The organism is Nonomuraea sp. NPDC049158 (genome assembly GCF_040648335.1).
In the GTDB taxonomy this organism is placed as follows: domain Bacteria; phylum Actinomycetota; class Actinomycetes; order Streptosporangiales; family Streptosporangiaceae; genus Nonomuraea.
Genome location: NZ_JBEZDM010000008.1, coordinates 282905 through 301722, shown reverse-complemented (window position 1 = coordinate 301722; position 18818 = coordinate 282905). Strand labels below are relative to the sequence as shown.

Below are 18818 nucleotides of genomic sequence, written 5' to 3'. Positions count from 1 at the left end.
CTGTCCGGAAGATCTAGGGCACCTCACCCATAGTCAATGGAGCTGGAGCCACCGCCATCGCTTTCAGGTACGGCATTGATCTGTGGTTTGCCTACAACCTCGACAGTGATCCCATCGGGAGCTGGACTAAGTCGGATGTGCCTGGTCCAGGCGCCTACTCGGACCCCACCATCGCCCGAGACAACGCAGGAACGGGCATCGCCGCTCAAGGGCCAGATCGTAGTCTGTACGTCTACTGGAATGAGCACGGCAATCCATCGTGGGGCTGGGACATGGTGGCTGGGAGCAACACAACCACTGGAAGTCCAGCCATCGTGCGTGACGGCACCAGGACCATCGTCGCTGCAACAGCTCCGAATGGAGAAGTGCACATATACACCAACGTTCACGGAAGTCAAACCTGGAACCGGGAACTCGTCGCAGGGACTAGTGTGACGCACGCCTGGGGGAACCCTTCGTTGGTCCGCAGCGGGACAACCACGGCCATCGCCGTACGGAGTCAAGACAACAGCCTGTACTACTACTGGAAACGCGATCAGGACGCTGGCTGGTCAGGCGATCAGGTCGAGCAGGATGGCGTTATCACCTCGGACGCGTCGATGGCCCGCGATAGTACCGCGACTGCAATCGTCGTCCGAGACTCTGCAAACGGCCTGCGCTATTACCGCAACCTGCATGGGACCCAACGCTGGTTCATGACTCCTGTTGCGCCGTCCGGCAGTATCGGCGTCGCAGACCCGCAGCTCGCGAACGATGGCACCACCTCGTCCATAGTCTCTCAGGCTCCCAACGGCGAAGTTACCTTCTGGTGGAAGCCGAACACCACGGGATCCTGGACGCCGGTTATCATTGAATGGCCAAACTTGGTAGGCAGACCCGCCCTCTCCCGCGACACAAGAGCAAGTCGGATAGTCGCCATGTATAACGACCTAACCAAAATCAAGTACTACCGAAGCTTTCACGGTCAGAACTGGCAAGGGGCATATATCTATCTTCATTGAGCTTTTTCCGTGCGCTCAGCAGAGCAGGAGGTGAAGCCGTGACGTAGCGGTGGATCTTGCTGTTCGTAAGCTCGTCGTCGCTTGCCGGGTGGAAGTCCGGTCCGGGTAGCTGCTAGGAGGCCCGGTAGCAGGCTGGCGGTTTCGTCTGGAAACGGGCGGGGTCGAAGCCCAGCGTCAAAAGCCCTGTAAGGGGGAGCGATGCTGCGGTCCGTAGCATGAAGCGAAGCCTGCGGCGTCGTTACTCAGCCCGCCTTCGGTGGGACGAGGGAGTGCCGAGCCTCTCGAAATCGGGGTGAAGGCCATGGACGCGGTGAAGATCCTGGAAGCGCAGCTGTCAGGGACTCCCCGGCGTATGGAGCGCGGAACGCATCGATAGTGGCGGCGGGAACTGGGAAGGCCCTCCCCGGCCCGGCAACCTGCGGAGATGGGTGTTGCCGGAGCGTCGCGCCCTGATCCGCCTGGCCGAGCTCATCCGCACCCGGCGTGCCGAACGCCGTTCCCGATGGCGGAAGTTAGACCCGGCCCGGCAAGCCCTGCTGGTCCTGGCCCACCTGCGCAATGGCGATACCTATGCCCGCCTGGCCGGCGGCTTGGCCATCGGCGCCACCACAGCCTGGCGCTACATTCGCGAAGCCGTCGATCTCCTGGCCGCGCTGGCCGACGACGTCACGCCGCCGTCGAGCGAGCGTCCCGGCTGGCCTACACTATCCTGGACGGCACCCTCATTCCCATCGACCGCCTCGCCGACGAGCGGCCGTACTACAGCGGCAAACACAAGCAGCACGGAATGAACGTGCAACTACTGGCCGACCCCGCAGGCCGGCTGGTGTGGGCCTCGCCCGCGCTGCCGGGCGCCACCCACGACGTGACCGCCGCTCGCACGGTCGGCCTGATCGACGCCTTGACCAGCGCCGGCGTGAAGACCTTCGCGGACAAGGGCTACCAGGGTGCGGGCGGTACGATCCGCACGCCGTTCAAACGGCATCGCCATCGGCCCTGGCTGTCACGCGGACAGCGGGACGTCAACCGCGCCCACGCCCGCATCAGAGCTATCGGTGAACGTGCCGTCGCGACCTTGAAGTCCTGGAAGGTGCTCACCAGACTGCGCTGTTGTCCGCATCGCACGACCGCGCTCGTGCAGGCGATCCTCGTGCTGCAGCTCGTGGAAGAAGGCCGCTACTCAGGATGAAAAGGGCTCACTCTGCCTTACAGCTCCGCCCCGGTCGAAGGACACGTGAACCGCATCATTATGTGGAATCTGATCTGTCAAGCGTGGCACTACGGCTCGGCAGTGCGATATGGACTGGCCGGTGCCGCGATGAACCTGGACAATCGCCTGTCGTGATGGGTATCTCCGGCTTCGAGCCGACCTTTCTCGTCGGACTTGAAGCCGTTCGAGGGGAACACGGACCGAGACTGGCCGCGCTTGGTGGTCGGCGCCTGACGGGATTCGCCCTGGTGCGTTTCGTCGAGGACGGGGACTGGTTCGCTGACTGCCCCGTCGTCTTGGACTTCGGCGGTGTTCATGTAGAGGTGTGCCATTGGAAGTTCGATGAGCTGTCGATCGGCTGGAACACCATCGACACGACGGCTGCGATCAGCGGCTGGGAGGAGTATGACGAGCTCACCCCGGTGTGGTCGAGCGCCGACGAACGGCTTGAGCCGTTCGTCGGCCAGGAACTGCGAGAGGTCGCTCTGCTCAAGTGGCATCCATCGTCGCGTCACGACATAGCGGGCGGCACTATCGCTGTCGAGTTCGTCTTCGACGTGGGCCGCTTCCACATCGCCAACGCTCTCGATGAGAACAGCATCGATCTCGGCGATGCCCCTCCAGAGTTCGTGCGGCATCCACTGGGCTGTGGTGTGCGGCCTGACTAGGTCAGCCTCTGGTTGATCTCGATACCGGTAGCAGGGTTGCCTGGACCGCAGCACTGATCTGCTGGGGAGTGGGCCCGGCGGGGGTGGCAACGTCGGCGAGCTGGCCGAGCAGCCGGTCCAGGGCAGCCTGGCCGTCGTCGACCGCGGCGCGTTCGTCGTCGGTGAGCGGGACGGTGGCGAGCATGCGCTGCAGGTTGTCCTTGGCCTCCAGGAGCAGGGCCTTGGAGGAGTCCTTGGGGGTGTAGAAGTCGCACTTGGCGCAGGCCATCCGGTGCGGGCATTGTTCGAAGAATGTGTAGTTGCAGAACCCGTGTCCCAGGTCGTAGTACTGCCAGGGCTCTCCGGCGGCCGTGGCTCCGCCCTCCACCGCGTCCCGATCGATGAGCACCTCGATGGTGCGGACGTTGCGTTCGAAGTATCCGGCGTCGGTGTAGGCCCGCGTCGGCGTCGCCGGGGTGATCTTTGCGTAGTACTGGGTGGACTGCGGGGAGCGGTGCCCGAGCCAGGCTTGCAGCTCGAACAGCGTCATTGGCTCCTTGGCGTTGTAAAGCTGGCTGGCGATGGTCGAGCGGGCCCGATGGCTGGTGATGTTCCCGCGGACGTCGGCAGCCGGGACGCCGGCCTTGCGGCAGAGCATGGGGATGACGGTGTTGTTGATGTAGGAGGAGGAGATGCGGCGGGCACGGAAGGCGAACAGCAGGTTCACCTGCTCGCCGGTGCGGCGGTCGACGAAGAGCGGCTGGCCGGGGCGGACGTCCTGCCAGGCGTCGATGGCCCGCCCCAGGATTGGATCGACGGGCTTGGTGAACGCGGTTCCGGTCTTGTGCGTGGGAACGTCCAGGAGGCAGATCGCGTCGCGGGCCAGGACCTGGTCGGAGTCGCCGTGGATCGGGGCGTTCTGGTGCTGCCAGCGGATGCATCCCAGGCGCAGCCGGGCGATCTCGTCGCTGCGCAGCCCGCTGAACAGCCAGGTCACGGTGATGGCGCGGACGAGCTCGATCGGATAGAAGTGCCCGACCTGGTCTGCGGCAGATCTTCCTGGTCGAGGTTCAGGCCCGCCCATAACAGCTTGGCCCAGATCTCGACAGCGATCACGCGGGGGTTCGGGCCGAGCAGCGCGGCGATGCTGCGCGTGCTCGCGTTCGGCGGCGTCGGCGGTAGCGACGAACTGGCCGCGAAGGGTCGGCAGCCGCAGGAGCCGGCAGGCCTGGTCGATGGCCGCGTCGGCGGCAGGCCTCGCTGATGGGTGGTGGTCATGCGTCTCCCTGGCCGATAGCAGGCGGTGCAGGAGCACGGCGGCTGGGCAGCAACTCGTCGTAGGCGGCCACCGAGGGCAGCGGCCGGGTGCCGATCGGCAGTGTGGCCAGTCGGTGCTGAGTCAAGGAGGCGATGTCCTCGGGCAACTGCACCGGTGTTCCGGCCGGGCGCGCCGCCAGCTCGGCGAGGGTGGGCTGCGGGTCGCTGTGGGCGGCCTTGCGTGCTTCGACAGCGACCACGTCGGAGGTCAGCGCGCCCACCTGCAACGCGGTGGCGATTCCGGCGACGACGTGCTCGTGGGCCATGGCGCGGTGCAGCAGCGCCACCTCGATCAGTGCTCTGGTGCCGTCGGCGTCGCCGTGCGCTTTGCGGACGGCCCGACCACCATGCGTCGTGCACGGGGGTGGATTTGCCGCCCTGGCGGGCTTGGTCCAAGGCGGTCGCTCCGTGCAGTGCACCGGGTTTGCGCAGCAGTACTTCCAGGAAGTGATCTACCTCCAGGCGCGAGCCGGTCTTGGTGATCAGCCGCTCATGCCGGGCGACTTCCGCGCCTTTGTGGTAAATGACCAGATGAGAGGCGTGGAGCAAGACCCGGACCGGGTGACCGATCGGTCGCAGGGGCACCGAATATCGGATGGAGCGGACGGTGATCTGCGAGCGGCGATCCACGCGCAGGTGAAACACCCGGCCGGTCTCGAAGTGGTCGTCGGGAAGTGGCTGCAGCAACGGCTGCGAGGTATGTCTTGGATCAGGACTGAGTTGTTGAGCGGAGGACCTGCGGCCCTGCGCACCTTATGAGGTTGTTCGGGAGACGCCTGATGAACCGGCGAAAGCTTCGTCATGGCGGGTCCCCGGCATGTACGACAACAGCCGGACCCTCCCACAACCCAACTCGCCGACGTAACGATGCCAACTCGGTTGCTCACCGTAGGCGGGGCGGCTGGGCGATCGGCTGCCGAGGCGCCCAAGCGGATGCCTCACCAGTGGAGATCGGTGACACACGTCATCGCATGGCGCAGTGCTCGAGGACCGGCACGTGAGGAAATGGTCCCTGCGCCCCAGGTCTCACCATGGGCGCCGCTGGCCACCTCCACACGAGCAAACTGTACCGGTTGGCCGGTATAGTTTCTCTCGTGTCACGTCCCAGTTCGAAAGAGCGACTGCTCGACGCCGCGGCCGAGGTGCTGCTGTCCAAGGGGGCCGAGGCCTTGACCCTGGAAGCGGTGGCCCGGCAGGCAGGCGTGTCCAAGGGCGGCTTGTTCTACCACTTCCCTACCAAGCAGGCACTGGTCGCCGGCATGGTCGACCGGCTGATCAAGGCATTCGACCAGGCACTGGCCGAGGTGGGTGCCGAGCCGGGCGACTTCCTGCGCGCTTACCTGAACGCGACGATCCCCGAACATCACACCGCGACCAACGCTCCGGCCGACCGGGTGACCGCCGCGCTGCTGGCCGCGGTGCTCGTGGACCCGGCAGGCCTTGCGCCGCTGAGAGAGCGGTTCGCTGCTTGGCAGGACAGACTGACCGACGACGGCATCGATCCGGCCGCGGCGACGGCGGTACGGCTGGCCATCGACGGCTGGTGGGCGGCCAGGCTTCTGGGACTCGGCGAACCAGACGCGGCACTGCACGAACACACCAGGCGCTACCTGATGGAGGCGATTGACCGTGCTACGCGCCACTAAAGCGTTGATGCTGGTCACGGATCTGGCGTTCGTCGTCTACTTCACCATCACCGGGCTGGGGGCGATCCCGCCCGAATGGGCGTTCGCCGACTACACCAACCCGGTGATGGCCGACTGGAACTGGTCGTTTCTCTGGATCGACCTGCTGGCCAGCGCCACCGGCCTGACCAGCCTGTACCTCCTGCGCCGAGCGTCGCGGTCGGGTCCAGGCCTGATGCTGGTCTCGCTCGTGCTCACCATGGCGTCCGGCTTGATGGCGATCGCGTTTTGGACCCTGCGCGGCGACTTCTCACTGACCTGGTGGCTGCCGAACCTCTACCTCATGCTCTTCCCGATCCCCGCGATCGTCTGCCTGGCCCAGCCACGACCACAGCTGGACCTCCGGCCCAACGTCAGGTAACCAGTAGGACGCCTCCCGAGTCGCGCTGCCAGTCCGCCACCGTGAAGGCATTGGCGGTCGTCTCCACGCCACCGTCGCTGCCGTCAGTGAAGGTCTCCAGGACGAGCGAGCCGGACCTGACGACGGTGACCATGAATTCCGGTTGGCGGAGGTGCTTCCACGGGCTGGGGGAGAGGGTTGTCTTGACGGCGCTCACCGTGGCGCCGGGAATTTTGAGCGGCGCAGTGCCACGACGGGCACGATCAGGACCGCTCCTGTCAGAGCCGCTCTTCTCGCGCGGACCGGAAGACGCTACGCTGATCACGATGAATACCTCCTGCATCAGATTGGGGGACCCGTTCGCGCAAGGTGAGTGCTGATGCCGCACTCGACCCCGAACGAGGATCCCCGCCTAACCCTCTGGCTGCGTGTGCGCGAGTTCGCCGTGCCGCCCCCCATGATCGAGTCAGCGACCGCCCGCCGTACCACCGGAGACTGGGCAGCGGCGTGCGCGGCAGCACACGTGGACGTCGATCTCAATCCGCGCCGCATAGCGCGCCTCCACGGCCAGGAACTGGCCGCCCACCTCCGGAGCGACCTCCGCCACCTGGCGCCTGACCTGCTGCGCTGGCACATGCCAAGGATCGCCCCCAACGGACTGATACGTCCGGGCCTGACCCTCTCGCTGGCCCGGTACCACGAGAGCGACAACCCGGTTCACCTCGTGGCCAGGACCCCGCCGGCCTGGGCGGATGCCGGCCAGCGGATCAGCCTGGCGCTGTGGGACGGTTCCCGGTCCGGGCCGCATCCGCACCCTCATCCGAATCGACGTTTCCGCCTCGATCTGCATCACCACCTGTGGGATGCGCGCAGGGCCGGCGAGCTGCGTGCGCGTTCCGAAACGGCGCCGCACGCACAAGGCTGGGCCGTCGATCGGTGGCCCGCCGAGGCCCGGTTGCTGCTCCGTGCCGAGGGACAGGACGGGGGTACGGTCGCCGTCCGGGTCGGCGGGCGACGTCAGGTGATCCTCGATGTGGACGCCTCCCGGGCCGGCGACGAAGGACCCGCGCCGCCGCCGATCTTGCCTGACGCGGCGACCTGGGTGCTGCCCGACCTGGCGTTGCTGCGTGCCGGGCTGATCGAGCCCGACAGGCTGCACCCGCTCGTCGCGGCGGCGCTCCTCCCCGGCCGTTCGCCGCACACCACGCCACACGGCCACCAGAGCGAGAACGGGCCGCACATGGTCGAGTGCGGCGGCGCCCAGCACAGGGTCGCGCTCGTGAACGGCGTGCTGGTCGCCCTGGATCACGACGCGGCCGAGATCCGGCGCGAGAAGCTGCTGGCCGAGTTGACCGGCACCCCGTTGCCCTGTTTGCAGCTGATCGATGAGGCCCACCGCGCCCCGGAGTGCCTCCTCGACGTCCGCGCGCGGCTGGACCACGGCGACGCCGCCGGTGCTCAGGCCACCGTCGACGGTCTCCTCGGACCTGGTGCGCGGCTGCCCGAGGGCGCGCTGCGCGACGTGCTGGAAGAGGCGGCGCGGCGGCGGATCGACCACGGACTGTTCCGTGCCGGGCTCGGATCGGGGTCGGGACCGGCCGAGCGACAGGTCCGCCGCCCCGGTATCGGCCGGTCGCGCCCGCGCTACGGCACATTCCGCTGACGCTTTCCTAGACCTCCAAGGTGATACATCATGCTTTCGTCTGTTCACGCCTCGCGCCTTGAAGTCGCCGGCGATCTGTTGTCCCTGCTCCGCGACACCACCACGGAGCCACGTACCGACACGCAGCTGGAGGCCCTGACCCTGGCGGTGGCGGCCGACCTGCCCGTCCTGCTGTGGGGGGAGCCGGGGATCGGCAAGACCGCGGCGCTGCAGCAACTCGCCGAGGCGCTCGGCCTACCGCTCACGACGGTGATCGCCAGCGTGCACGAGCCGTCCGACTTCTCCGGCCTGCCGGTGGTCGGTGACGACCCCGCCGTGCAGGGCGTCCCGATGGCGCCGCCGGATTGGGCCGTACGTCTGGCCCGCGCGGGCCGGGGGCTACTCTTCCTGGACGAGCTGTCCACGGCACCGCCCGCCGTGCAGGCCGCCCTGCTCCGTCTGGTTCTGGAACGGCGGGTCGGGGCCCTGCGGCTCCCGGCGGGTGTCCGGATCGTGGCGGCCGCCAACCCGCGTTCCTCCGCCGCCGACGGCTGGGAGCTGAGCCCGCCGCTCGCGAACCGGTTCGTCCACCTGCAGTGGCGTCACGATCACGACGTCGTCGTACGCGGCCTCGGCGGAACCTGGCCGCGCGCGAGCCTGCCGTGGCTCGACCCGGAGCGACTGCCGGAGGCGGTGACGTTCGCCCGGCGTGCGGTGTGCGGGCTTCTCACCGCCCGCCCCGATCTCGTGCACCGGCTGCCGAACAACGAGGCGCACCGGGGTGGCCCGTGGCCATCACCTCGCAGCTGGGAGATGGCGTTGTGCCTGACCGCCTTCGCCACCGCGGCCGACGCGTCCAAGGACGTGCTGTCCTTGCTGGTCAGAGGCACGGTGGGAGACGGGCCCGGGCTGGAGCTGCTGGCCGCCATGGATCGGATGGACCTCCCCGACCCCGAGGCGCTGCTGGCCGACCCGGCGACAGCCGAGCTGCCCCAGCGGGGTGACCTGCGCCAGGCCGTACTTGACGGTGTGGTCGCGGCGGTACGGAAGCGGCCGGACAAGGGCCGGTGGGACGCGGCATGGGAGCTGCTGGTGCGAGCGCTGGAGACCGGCGCCCCGGACCTGGTGGTCGTGCCCGCCTCCACGCTCGCCGCGCTGCGCCGCGCGGACTGGAAGGTTCCGGCCTCGATCGAGAGGCTCGCCGGGGTGGTCTCCTTGGGCAGGAAGGCGGATGAGGTCGCGGCGCGGGTGGCGGGCTGATGGACCTTGAGAAGCTCTTCACCGCCCGGTTGTACGCCGCGCGAGCCCGGCCCTATCTGGCGACGGCGCTGTTCGCGCTGCACCCGATGGAGTCGCGGTCCGTACCAACGATGGCCGTGGATCGGCACTGGCGGTGCTACGTCTCACCGGCGTTCGTCGCGCGGACCCCCGTGGCGGAGCTGGCGAGCGTGTGGGTGCACGAGGTCTCCCACCTGCTGCGCGACCATCACGGCCGCAGCGACCGGGTCGCCCAGGAGCGGGAGCTCACAGGACGGGGAGAGCGGCTGCGCATGAACATCGCCGCCGACCTCGAGATCAACGACGACGTGTACGGTGACGGGCTGGCCCGGCCCGAGGACGCCGTCCAACCGAAGATGCTGGGGCTGTGCGAAGGCGAGCTCATGGAGGACTATCTGCGCCAGTTTCGCCTTGGGCCGTCCACGCAGGGTCTGGTCTGGCTGGACTGCGGCAGCGGCGCCGACGGACTCGAACGGGAGTGGGATCTCGGGCCGGACGGCGCGAACGGGCTCAGCGACCACGAGCGGGAAGCGGTCCGGTTCCGGGTGGCGCAGGGCATCAACGCCCATCCGGGGAACGCGCCGAAGGGATGGCGGCGGTGGGCGGAGGAGGCATTCCACCCGCCGCAGCCGTGGCGGGAACTGCTCGGCACGGCCATCCGCTCGGCGGCGTCAGGACCCGGCGTGGGCGAGGACTACACCTACGGCAGGCCGCCGCGTCGCTCGGCCGGCCTGCCCGGCGTCATCCTGCCGAGCCTGCGGCGCAGGCCGCCGCGGATCAGCGTGGTCATCGACACCTCCGCGTCGGTCAGCGACGCCGAACTGGGGAGCGCGTTGCTGGAGGTCGCCGCGATCGTCCGCGCCGTGGGCGGCCGGCGCGACCTGGTCAGCGTACTGTCCTGCGACGCGGCGGCCCGGGTCGCGCAACTGCTGTGCCGGGCCGAGGGGATGACGCTGGTGGGCGGCGGCGGCACGGACCTGCGTGCGGGAATCGCCAAGGCGCTGCGGGCGGGCCCGCGGCCGGACGTCATCGTGGTCCTGACCGACGGGCAGACCCCGTGGCCGCGTGAACGGCCGGCGTCCCGCGTGGTGGTGGGGCTGTTCGCCCGGCCCAAGCCGTCGTACGAGAGCGACCCCGACTACGTGCCGGACACGCCGCCCGCATGGGCACGGGTGGTCGGCATCGGCTAGGCGGCGCCTGGACGACCCTTGCCGACCTTGGCCGGCCTGGGATGGACGGCAGGTGTGCGAACTCACGATTGTGGGGCGTCGACCTGCCGAAGACATGTAGTACACGGCCGTGCTCTCCATGAAGGCGTCCCAGAGCCAGACACCGCACAGATCCCAGGGTCATGGACATTCGTGCGAGCAGGCCGCAATGATGTGCTTTTCCGGCGACTCCATGCACTTGGACCAGCTGATGCCTCTGCCCTGCGCTACCACAGATCAGAGGCTGCTATCGAATCGTTGAGGCGTGAGAGGGGCACTTGGTCGTTTTCGCATGTGTGGGGTGCGGTGCTGTTTTGACCGCGAGGGTGTCACGGGTCGCACTTCCCGACCACACCGATCAGAAGTACGGCCACGACTTGCTCCCCGCGCTTCTCGAGCCCGGAACGTACGCGGTGCATTCCCAAGCCTCCGACCCGCCATGGCGGGTCGGGGACGAGGCGGGCGTGGAGGAGGCGGCAGCCGGTGGCGTGTACCTACAGGTGTATTCCCTGCCGTACGGGCCCCCGGGGATCATCGGGGTCGCGCCGGGCGATGTCCGCGGAACCGTTCTCATCCGAGAGCGGTGTGATGGCTGCTGCTGTGGCCTGGACGGCCGGAGCGGCGCCAACCTCGCGTGTGTGGAGTGCGGGCGTGCGGTGGCGACCCGCATTGATGACTGCGGGTTCTGGCAGGTGGTGTGGCTGGATCCGAGTGCCGTGCGACCTGTCTGCGTCGATGGCCCCGCTTGTACGGTGGTCGGCTGGGAGGCGCTGCGGGCGGCCTATCCGGACACACCACCCATTGAGCAGCCCGGATGGTGGAACCCGCGGTGGGAAGCAGCGGTCGCGGTGGCGTTGGCACGCCTGTTGGCGTTGTCGGGCGGCCAGCGGATTGCCGTCCCTGACGGACCGGTCGCCGAGGCTTTTCGCAAGGCGCTCGACACGCTGCTCCCCGCAGGCCCGTCGGCACGGAACCTCGTCTTGGCCGGGCCAGGCCTGTCCGGCGTGACCGCGGATATCGCCCTGGTGCCCTGGCATCCGCAAAGCGGCGAGGTGTGGCCGTGCGGCGCGGGAGGGGTGGTGCCGCTGGCGGCTGACGTGTGGATGTACATGGCCTTCAATGACGATCGGCGTCTTACCCTCGCGACGGCAGGGATGCCCGACATTGTCCGGCGCGACGATCCGCCACCACGGCTGCCATGGAGGCCCTTCAGACCTGATGTAGGCGTGTTCCTCAGCACGCTGGCGCGGCTACCGGCGGCTCGTGAGCCCTGGTTGCGCGCTATCTACGACCATGTGGAAGACCGCCGATACAGCTTGCCATGCTTCTAGGAGCTGGTGAGGCTCCAGGCGCACAAGCATGTGCCCCGTACTGGACAAGCGCACCACGATCGGCTGGACCTCGGCGTGCAGCTGGCCGCCTACCGCATCGTGCAGGAGGCCCTGACCGACGCCCTCAAGCACGCCGGCCCGCGCACCACCGTCGACCTGAGCCTGGCGGCCGACTCCTGCCGGGTCCACATCGTCGTGCACGACAGCGGTCCGCCCGACGACGAACCCGCGCTGGCGGCCAACCGGCCTGAGCGCCGTTTTAACAGTCGTCTCAGGTCCGCTCGGTATGAAGAGGCATCGCCGGGCGACGCGGGTCTCGGCCTCGCCAGCATGGCCGAACGCGCCGCGCTCTACGGCGGCACGGTCAGCGCCGGCCCCGCACCGGACGGCGGCTGGACCGTCCACACGACCCTGAAAGGCAGCCATTCATGATCTCTGTGCTTGTGGTGAACGCCCAGCCGCTGCAGCGCTTCGGGTTTCGCATGCTGCTGGAGAGCACCCCCGACACCGAGATCGTCGGCGAGGCCGAGAACGGCGCCGAGGCCGTTCGGTGGACCACCGAGCTGCATCCCGACGTGGTGCTGATGGACATCCGCATGCCGGGCGTCAACGGGATCGAGGCCACCCGGCGCATCGTCGCCGCCGGTGGGCGTTCGCGGATCCTGGTGCTGACGACGTTCGACGTGGACCGGTACGCGCTCGCCGTGCTGCGGGCCGGGGCGAGCGGTTTCCTGCTCGAGGACACCCGCCCGGAGGAGCTGCTCGCCGGCATCCGGGCCGTCGCCGCCGGGGACGCGGTGATCGCGCCGGCGCTGACTCGGCGGCTGCTCGACGCGTTCGCCGACCGGCTCGACGATGACCTCTGCGGGCCCGTGCGGGAGGATCCCCGGCTGGACTCCCTGACCGGCCGCGAGCGCGAGATCCTCGTCGCCATCGGCCACGGCCTCACCAACGGCGAGATCGCGCAACGGTTCACGCTGTCGGAGTCGACGGTGAAGACCCACGTCGGGCGGGTCCTCGCCAAGATCGGCGCACGGGACCGGATCCAGGCCGTCATCCTCGCCTACGACCTGAGACTCACCCTGCCGATTAGCGCTTCATCTCGCGCGTCCGTCGGGGGCGCGACCGTAGTTCCCAGCCGCAACCGCTCCGGGCCGATCCGCTCCGCGTGATCGACCGCTCCGCTGCCGGGTCCGCGTGCAGCCGCCCACGGCACCGCCCGTCCGACCGCCACGATGCCGCACGGGTGTGAGTTCAGTGCGGACGCGTGTGAGCTCAGAGCTGTTTTTCGGCTTGTTGACCGCAGTGAGCTCACACACCTTCGACGCTTCGTCAGGACTTGCGGGGGGAGACCGTCATGATGCCCGTGCACATCTCGTCGCTGGTGCCGTCGCCCCACACCACGTAGCGGGGCGGCAGCTTGCTCAGCTGCGGCAGCTGTTTGCGCAGCCCCGCGTCGTGCGTACACGTCACCCGCAGCGTGTCCCCCGGACCGATCTCCACCGGCGACGGCAGCTTCACCAGCCGCTGGCTGTCGAAGTCGAACCGCGGCACGTCCAGCACGACCTTGGCGTTCGGCGTGCCCGGGTTGAGTTCGACCTTGATGGCCCGCCCGAGCAGGTGCATGTGGCCGAAACCGGCGAACAGCGTCATCGGCGCCTCCACCTTGTGGTCGCAGGTCTGGGTGTTACCGGGCTTCGGCGCGCTCTGGCCACACTCCTCCAGCTGCTCGTCCGCGGTGCCGCCGACCTCCGGCCCGAACCGCTTCGTCACGTCCGCGATCGAGGCCGCCCGGTCACACAGCGGACCCGACTCGTCGGCGGCGCAGGGCAGGTCGGTCGGCGCGTCGAGCGGCAACGTGTCGAGTTCCCGGGTCTGCGGCGTGCCGTCCGTCAGCCGCAGCCGCACCGCCGAGCGGTCCGACCCGGCCGGCTTGCCGTCGGTCGCGAGCAGGTTGTAGTGGAGCTGGAGGACGATCAGGCTGCCCGGCTCCAGCTTGAAGCCGGCGTCCTGGGTGAACAGCGTCTCCGTGGCGCCCGGCGCCCAGGTGTCCACCCACGCCGCTTCCCCCTCTTCCACTTCGGCGCCTTTCACGCCGGTCCCGCCGAAACACTGCCAGCCGAGGCCGGGGGTCTTCGCGTCCTGGTCGCGCACCGCGGCAGCGCCGCCCGGCGGCACCGCGTACACGATGGCGTGGTGCGCGATGGCGACGTTCTCCGGCGTGACCTGAGTCCCGGTCAGGAACGCCGCCTTGGTCAGGCCCGGATCGATCACCTGGCACCGGTACTCGTCCGTGCCGCCGCCCTCCGGCGGCGCGGGCGTGTAGGCCTCGGCCATCTTCAGGTCGACGAACCGCTCGCCGGCGCGCAGCGGCTGCGGTGGAGCCGACGACCCGCCCGCGTGCGCGCTGTGCGAGCCGGCCGCGGCGGGCACCGCACTGTTGTCGGCGCCCGACCCGCAGGCGGCGACAGCGAACGCCGTCGCCAGCGCCATGGTGGCCACCCCGAACCTCCGCAGTGGACTATCAGGTTTCGTCATGGCCTGAACGCTAGGCCTGATTCCGTCCTATTTCGTCGTACTGCGGTCGTCATCCTCGGGAGGGAGGCGGTACGACGGTACTACTCTCCGGAGCGCCGTTCGACACCCGCACGAGAATCAAGGCCCGTCGCAACTGACACGCCCACGAAAGTCCGTCGGCGATGGACGGGAGTCAAACTCCCAGCTCAGAACCGACTTCTATGCCTGCCTGACCGCGCGGGTCGACGCGCTGAACAAGGGCTGGATCGAGGTCGAACGGCTCCGTGGCGTCCTCACAGGGCTGCCGCTACCGCGGTGCGCGGGCGGGTGGCTGCTCTGGCAGGCCGTGCGGGAACTCAGCGCACGGTACCTCGTCGGCTGCGACGGCACGGGCAGCACCGTCCGCGGGCTCGTCGCCTTCGGCGTGCTGCTCGACGCCTTGCTGGTGCGGTCGGTCCTGGTGCCCGCCCTCACCCTGCTGATCGGCCGGCGGATGTGGTGGCCGAGCCGACTGTCCCGACCGGTGGAGCTGCCGGACGGTCAACGGCCGCTCGTGGACGATGACGATGAGGAGCCTGCGCTGCAACGGTGAGCGCGGCGGCACGGACGAGATCCGGGACGGCGACCCAGGCCCGTCCCGGATCTTTTCACGGGCCCGACGGCCGCCGCCCTTTGGTCCTGCGCCACGCGCCAGGGCTGGGGTCGGCGCATCGCGGTGTCCTGCCCCGACGGTGGGCCGCGCGGGGCCATTGCCCGAGGGCCGCCGTCCCTTGTCCTGCGCCGCCGCCGGGGCGGGTCAGCGCACCGCGGTGTCCTCCCCGGCAGTGAGCCGCGCGATCGGGGCGGGCGGGGCCGCGGCCGGAAGGTCGACCTGAAGCAGCGCGCCACCGCGTGCGGAGCGGGCGACGGTGGCCCGGCCGCCGTGGGCGTCGACGACCCGCTGCACGATCGACAGCCCCAGACCGGATCCCGGTAACGCCCGGGCGCTGTCGGCGCGGTAGAACCGGTCGAACACCCGCGGTACGTCGGCGGCGTCGATGCCCGGCCCGGCGTCGTCGACCTCGAGCACCGCCGACGCGCCCTCGGCATGGAGCCGGACCTGGACCGGCTGGTCCGCGGGGGACCATTTGCCGGCGTTGTCGATGAGGTTGAGCACCGCCCGTTGGAGCGCAGCGGGACGCCCGCTCACCCACACGGAGGTCACGTCGAGCGCGATCTCGATGTCGGGCACCCGGGAACGCGCCCGGGTCGCGGCGGCCACCACCACGTCGGCGAGGTCGAGCAGCTCGGTGCTCTCGTCGCTGACGTCACCGCGCGCCAGGTCGGTCAGCTCGGCGGCAAGGGTGCTCAACTCGGCCACCTGGGCGCCGAGATCGTTGAGCAGCCGGGTCCGGCTCTCCGCCGGCAGTGCGCTGTCCAGGTTGCCGCGCCGATCGAGCCGGATCAGCAGCTCGACGTTGAGGCGCAGGCTGGTGAGCGGGGTCTTGAGCTCGTGGGCGGCGTCCTCGGCGAGCAGCCGCTGGGCCCGCCGGGAGTCCCGGAGGGCGGCGAGCATGTCGTTGATCGACTGGATCAGCCGCCGGATCTCCCCACCGCCCTCATCCGGGATGTCGGCGTCGAGATCCCGGGTGTGCGCGACACGTACCGCGGCGGCGGTCAGCCGGTCGATCGGTGCCAGTCCGGTCCGCGCCACGGTCCGCCCGACAAGGGCGCCGCAGACAACGCAGAGCAGCCCGATCAGCAGCATGCCCAACCCGAACTGGTTGATCGGGCTGTCGTCGGCGACGCGGGCCACCTGGACCGCGCCGTCGCCCGCCCGCAGCGTGTAGATGAGGTAGCCGTCGTCGTCGCTGTCGTGCGACTCCATCAGGCCGGCCGACGCGCCCTGCGCCACGCGCCCGGCGCGCTTGCTGACGGGGGGCAGCGCGGGTTGGCCGGCCGGCGTCCGGGTCGAGCCGTCGGGCAGGATGACCCGCACCAGCCGACCGGATCCGGGATACGGCGGTAGCCGGACCTGCGCCAGACCGGCGCGCTTCGCGTTCGTCGCCAGGACGCGGGAGTCGGCGCGTAGCTGATTCTCGGCGGTGTGCCGCAGCTCCCAGTCCAGTAGCTCGCTGGCCACCTGGAAGGCCAGGAACACGCTGACCGCGATGGCCGTCGCCGCGATCACCGTCAGCCTGGTCCGCAGGGACCGCCGGCGCCACCATCGGGTCAGCCGGCGCGGTTCCCGGCCAGCGGGGCTGCTCACGGAGGAGTCTCCCGCAACGTGTATCCCAGGCCGCGCAGCGTGAAGATCAATCGCGGCTCACCCTCGGCCTCCATCTTGCGGCGCAGGTAGCTCACGTATACCTGGAGGTTGTTGCTGGTGGTGCTCATGTCGAAGCCCCAGATCGTCTCGAACAGCACGTCGTGGGTCAAGACCCGGGTCGCGTTGCGCACGAGGACCTGCAGCATGGAGAACTCGGTCCGGGTCAGGCGCAGCGGCCGCCCGCCCCGCCACGCCTCGAATCTGTCAGGATCGAGCCGGACGTCGGCGAACGACAGGATCTGCGACTCCCCGTCGGTCGGCGTGCGCCGGCGCAGCAGGGCCCGCACCCGGGCCAGCAACTCCTCGGTGGCGAACGGCTTGGGCAGGTAGTCGTCGGCGCCCGCGTCCAGCCCCGCGACCCGGTCGGAGACCTGGTCACGGGCGGTCAGCATCAGCACCGGCAGATCCCGACCCGCGGCCCGCAACCGCCGGCAAGTCTCCAACCCGCCGAGGCGGGGCATCATCACGTCGAGGATCAGCAGATCCAGCGTGTCACCGCCGGCCCCATCGACCCCGTCGAGCACGGCGAGACCGTTGGCGGCGGTGCTGGTGTCGTAACCCTCGACCTGGAGCACCCGCTCTAGCGACTCACGGATGGCCGCGTCATCATCCGCGATCATGATCCGCACGCCGGCCCGCCCCCTTCCAGTCGATGCTTTTGCCGCTCATTCTCCCCGATCAACCTGAGGCCAGGATTAGAGCCGTCGCCGCTGTGGTGCCCGCGGGCCGTGCTCTTACGGATGCCTAAGTGGTCCGCGCCGTTAATTCGTCGGGCGTAGGGACCAGCCGGTGAGGTCGTTGCGGTAGAGGCCGCAGACGCAGTCGAGGGCTTCTTCGGGGCTGCCGGCGGGTAGGCCGCTGGGCAGGATGTTGTCTTCGTATCCGTCGCGGCTGGCCAGGTAGATCGCGAAGCCTCAGATGCTCGCCGAGCCGTTGTATCGCAGCCGGTACAGCGGCAGGATCGTCCCCTCGCTGAGGTGCCCGTCGATATCGGCGAGCACGCCTCGGTAGCGCACGCTGACAGCGGCCAGAACGGGCCAGCGGGCCTGGGCGTGCTGGGTCAGGCGTTGCCGCTGGCTGATCTTGGTCTACTCGGGCGCTCTGAAGACGTTCTGGGTGTGGCCGGTGAGGGCGGCCAGCGGGACCGGGCGGCCGGGTACGGACAGATCCCACAGCCGGGTCGTGGCGTCGAGGCTGGCGGTGGCCAGCGCGCGGCCGTCCGGCCGGAACGCCGGCCAGCTCACGCCGTCGGTGTGACCGCGCGTGCTCCACCGATGCGTCTCGGTGGAGGCCTCGACCAGCTGAGTGCCGATCAGCCGGGCAGGCATCGCCTCGCCGCGCTCCTCCGGCCGGACCCGGCCCGGCGCGGCCGGCCGCAGGAGATCCGCGACAACCTCATTGCCCGCATCGCTGAGGCCGAGCATGAAGTGTGCGTCAAACGCCCTTCAGAACACGATCCAGTGCCGCTCGGCCTGCGGGTCCCCAGCGCGGCTTGCCGCCGGGAAGGCCCCGGTCTCCGTTCTGCCCCATGAGCATCAGGAAGAGGCTCTTCATAGCGGCCAGCCCGCGGGCGCGCCGGATCGCCGCCTCGTCCGCGTGCGCGTACATGTCGAAGAACCGTGCGGCCGTGCCCGCGGGGAGCAGCACCCATGCGGCGGCGAGGTCCCATGCCGGATCGCCGGCGAACAGGTCACCGAAGTCGATGATGCCCGACAGCGTTCCGTCCGAGACGACGACGTTCGCGGGATGGAGGTCGCCGTGCACCCACACCGGCGGGCCCTCCCACGCGTTGGCCGCGACGGCGTCGTCCCAGACGTCCCGGACGTCGGCCGCGATGTCGTCGAGGGCAACGGCCTGGAAGAAGGTCTCGAAGCCGACCGTGCAGTTCCTGGGATGGGCACCGCGATCCGTAGCGATCGGCGCCTCGGCGGGCGCCTCCACATGGAGCGCCTGGAGGAAACCCGCCAAAGTGTCGGCCGCGTGGGCGCCGCGGCTGATCGAGGCGTGGTCCAGCGGCTCGCCGGGAACCCACGTCATCACGGTCCAGTGCTTGGGGAAGCGCTCGGACGGTTCGCCGAACCGCACCGGGGTCGGCACCGGGAGCGGCAGGCGCGGGGCCAGCACGGGTAGCCACCGCCGCTCCTTGAGCTGGAGCTCCCCGGTGGGGTCCATGCGCTGCATGCGCACGGCCAACTCGTCCCCGAGGCGCCACATTTGGTTGCCCCAACCGCCCACCACCTCGCGGATGGCCAGCCCCGCAAGGTCTGGATGTTGCTCCTGCAGCAACTCGCGGACCAGGTCCGCGGTGATCTCGAGCTCGGTGTCGGTCATGCG

The 18818-nt window shown here is 69.4% G+C and carries 18 protein-coding genes and 2 pseudogenes; 12 read left to right on the top strand and 8 right to left on the bottom strand.

Annotated features, from left to right (window positions below; all coding sequences use genetic code 11):
• Positions 1-431: 431 nt before the first annotated feature.
• The 3 genes and pseudogenes from AB0B61_RS20360 to AB0B61_RS20350 all read left to right on the top strand — a co-directional run bounded on the left by AB0B61_RS20360 (position 432) and on the right by AB0B61_RS20350 (position 2879).
• Positions 432-1001, top strand: a complete 570-nt coding sequence (locus tag AB0B61_RS20360; protein ID WP_358433800.1) for a hypothetical protein — start codon at positions 432-434, stop codon at positions 999-1001.
• Between the two features lie 449 nt (positions 1002-1450).
• Positions 1451-2190 (top strand): annotated as a pseudogene (locus tag AB0B61_RS20355) (transposase family protein).
• 152 nt (positions 2191-2342) lie between these two features.
• On the top strand, positions 2343-2879 hold the full coding sequence (locus tag AB0B61_RS20350) for a hypothetical protein (RefSeq protein ID WP_358433797.1): 537 nt from the start codon (positions 2343-2345) through the stop codon (positions 2877-2879).
• 1 nt (position 2880) lies between these two features.
• Here the strand turns inward: AB0B61_RS20350 and AB0B61_RS20345 are convergent, their stop codons facing one another.
• Positions 2881-3942 (bottom strand): tyrosine-type recombinase/integrase, encoded by a 1062-nt coding sequence (locus AB0B61_RS20345; RefSeq protein WP_358433795.1) that lies wholly within the window; start codon positions 3940-3942, stop codon positions 2881-2883.
• 190 nt (positions 3943-4132) lie between these two features.
• The gene (locus AB0B61_RS20340) at positions 4133-4594 is read right to left on the bottom strand and encodes a hypothetical protein (RefSeq protein WP_358433792.1); all 462 of its coding nucleotides are present in this window, start codon (positions 4592-4594) and stop codon (positions 4133-4135) included.
• Positions 4595-5269: 675 nt separating this feature from the next.
• On the opposite strand from AB0B61_RS20340, the gene AB0B61_RS20335 reads away from it, so the two are divergent.
• On the top strand, positions 5270-5821 hold the full coding sequence (locus tag AB0B61_RS20335) for a TetR/AcrR family transcriptional regulator (protein ID WP_358433789.1): 552 nt from the start codon (positions 5270-5272) through the stop codon (positions 5819-5821).
• 7 nt (positions 5822-5828) lie between these two features.
• Entirely contained in the window at positions 5829-6221 is a 393-nt protein-coding gene (locus tag AB0B61_RS20330; RefSeq protein ID WP_358433786.1) for a DUF5360 family protein, read from the top strand.
• Here the strand turns inward: AB0B61_RS20330 and AB0B61_RS20325 are convergent.
• Positions 6214-6525: a hypothetical protein gene (locus tag AB0B61_RS20325; protein ID WP_358433783.1), complete on the bottom strand. Its 312-nt coding sequence runs from the start codon at positions 6523-6525 to the stop codon at positions 6214-6216. The genes AB0B61_RS20330 and AB0B61_RS20325 overlap by 8 nt on opposite strands.
• A gap of 54 nt (positions 6526-6579) precedes the next feature.
• Here AB0B61_RS20325 and AB0B61_RS20320 point away from each other — a divergent pair, with 54 nt between their 5' ends.
• The 6 genes from AB0B61_RS20320 (at position 6580) to AB0B61_RS20295 (ending at position 12831) form a co-directional block, all read left to right on the top strand.
• A complete protein-coding gene (locus tag AB0B61_RS20320; RefSeq protein WP_358433781.1) occupies positions 6580-7863 on the top strand; it encodes a hypothetical protein in 1284 nt (427 codons plus the stop codon).
• A 30-nt stretch (positions 7864-7893) separates the two neighbouring features.
• Positions 7894-9102: a MoxR family ATPase gene (locus tag AB0B61_RS20315; RefSeq protein WP_358433778.1), complete on the top strand. Its 1209-nt coding sequence runs from the start codon at positions 7894-7896 to the stop codon at positions 9100-9102.
• Entirely contained in the window at positions 9102-10310 is a 1209-nt protein-coding gene (locus AB0B61_RS20310; RefSeq protein WP_358433775.1) for a VWA-like domain-containing protein, read from the top strand. Before AB0B61_RS20315 ends, AB0B61_RS20310 begins: the two co-directional genes overlap by 1 nt.
• Before the next feature lie 674 nt (positions 10311-10984).
• On the top strand, positions 10985-11659 hold the full coding sequence (locus AB0B61_RS20305) for a hypothetical protein (RefSeq protein ID WP_358433772.1): 675 nt from the start codon (positions 10985-10987) through the stop codon (positions 11657-11659).
• Between the two features lie 6 nt (positions 11660-11665).
• A complete protein-coding gene (locus tag AB0B61_RS20300; RefSeq protein WP_358433769.1) occupies positions 11666-12091 on the top strand; it encodes an ATP-binding protein in 426 nt (141 codons plus the stop codon).
• A complete protein-coding gene (locus AB0B61_RS20295; protein WP_358433766.1) occupies positions 12088-12831 on the top strand; it encodes a response regulator transcription factor in 744 nt (247 codons plus the stop codon). Before AB0B61_RS20300 ends, AB0B61_RS20295 begins: the two co-directional genes overlap by 4 nt.
• 160 nt (positions 12832-12991) lie before the next feature.
• Here the strand turns inward: AB0B61_RS20295 and AB0B61_RS20290 are convergent, their stop codons facing one another.
• Positions 12992-14197, bottom strand: a complete 1206-nt coding sequence (locus tag AB0B61_RS20290; protein ID WP_358433764.1) for a monooxygenase — start codon at positions 14195-14197, stop codon at positions 12992-12994.
• Between the two features lie 388 nt (positions 14198-14585).
• On the opposite strand from AB0B61_RS20290, the pseudogene AB0B61_RS20285 reads away from it, so the two are divergent.
• Positions 14586-14768, top strand: a pseudogene (locus AB0B61_RS20285) (MMPL family transporter); the annotation flags it as partial.
• A gap of 204 nt (positions 14769-14972) precedes the next feature.
• Here the strand turns inward: AB0B61_RS20285 and AB0B61_RS20280 are convergent.
• The 4 genes from AB0B61_RS20280 to AB0B61_RS20265 all read right to left on the bottom strand — a co-directional run bounded on the left by AB0B61_RS20280 (position 14973) and on the right by AB0B61_RS20265 (position 18815).
• Positions 14973-16424, bottom strand: a complete 1452-nt coding sequence (locus tag AB0B61_RS20280; RefSeq protein ID WP_358433761.1) for a HAMP domain-containing sensor histidine kinase — start codon at positions 16422-16424, stop codon at positions 14973-14975.
• Entirely contained in the window at positions 16421-17113 is a 693-nt protein-coding gene (locus AB0B61_RS20275; RefSeq protein WP_358433758.1) for a response regulator transcription factor, read from the bottom strand. The genes AB0B61_RS20280 and AB0B61_RS20275 overlap by 4 nt, the downstream gene beginning before the upstream one ends.
• Positions 17114-17572: 459 nt before the next feature.
• Positions 17573-17908, bottom strand: a complete 336-nt coding sequence (locus AB0B61_RS20270) for a hypothetical protein (protein ID WP_358433755.1) — start codon at positions 17906-17908, stop codon at positions 17573-17575.
• 10 nt (positions 17909-17918) lie between these two features.
• Positions 17919-18815, bottom strand: coding sequence for an aminoglycoside phosphotransferase family protein (locus AB0B61_RS20265; RefSeq protein WP_358433752.1), 897 nt, complete (start codon positions 18813-18815; stop codon positions 17919-17921).
• Positions 18816-18818 lie beyond the last annotated feature (3 nt).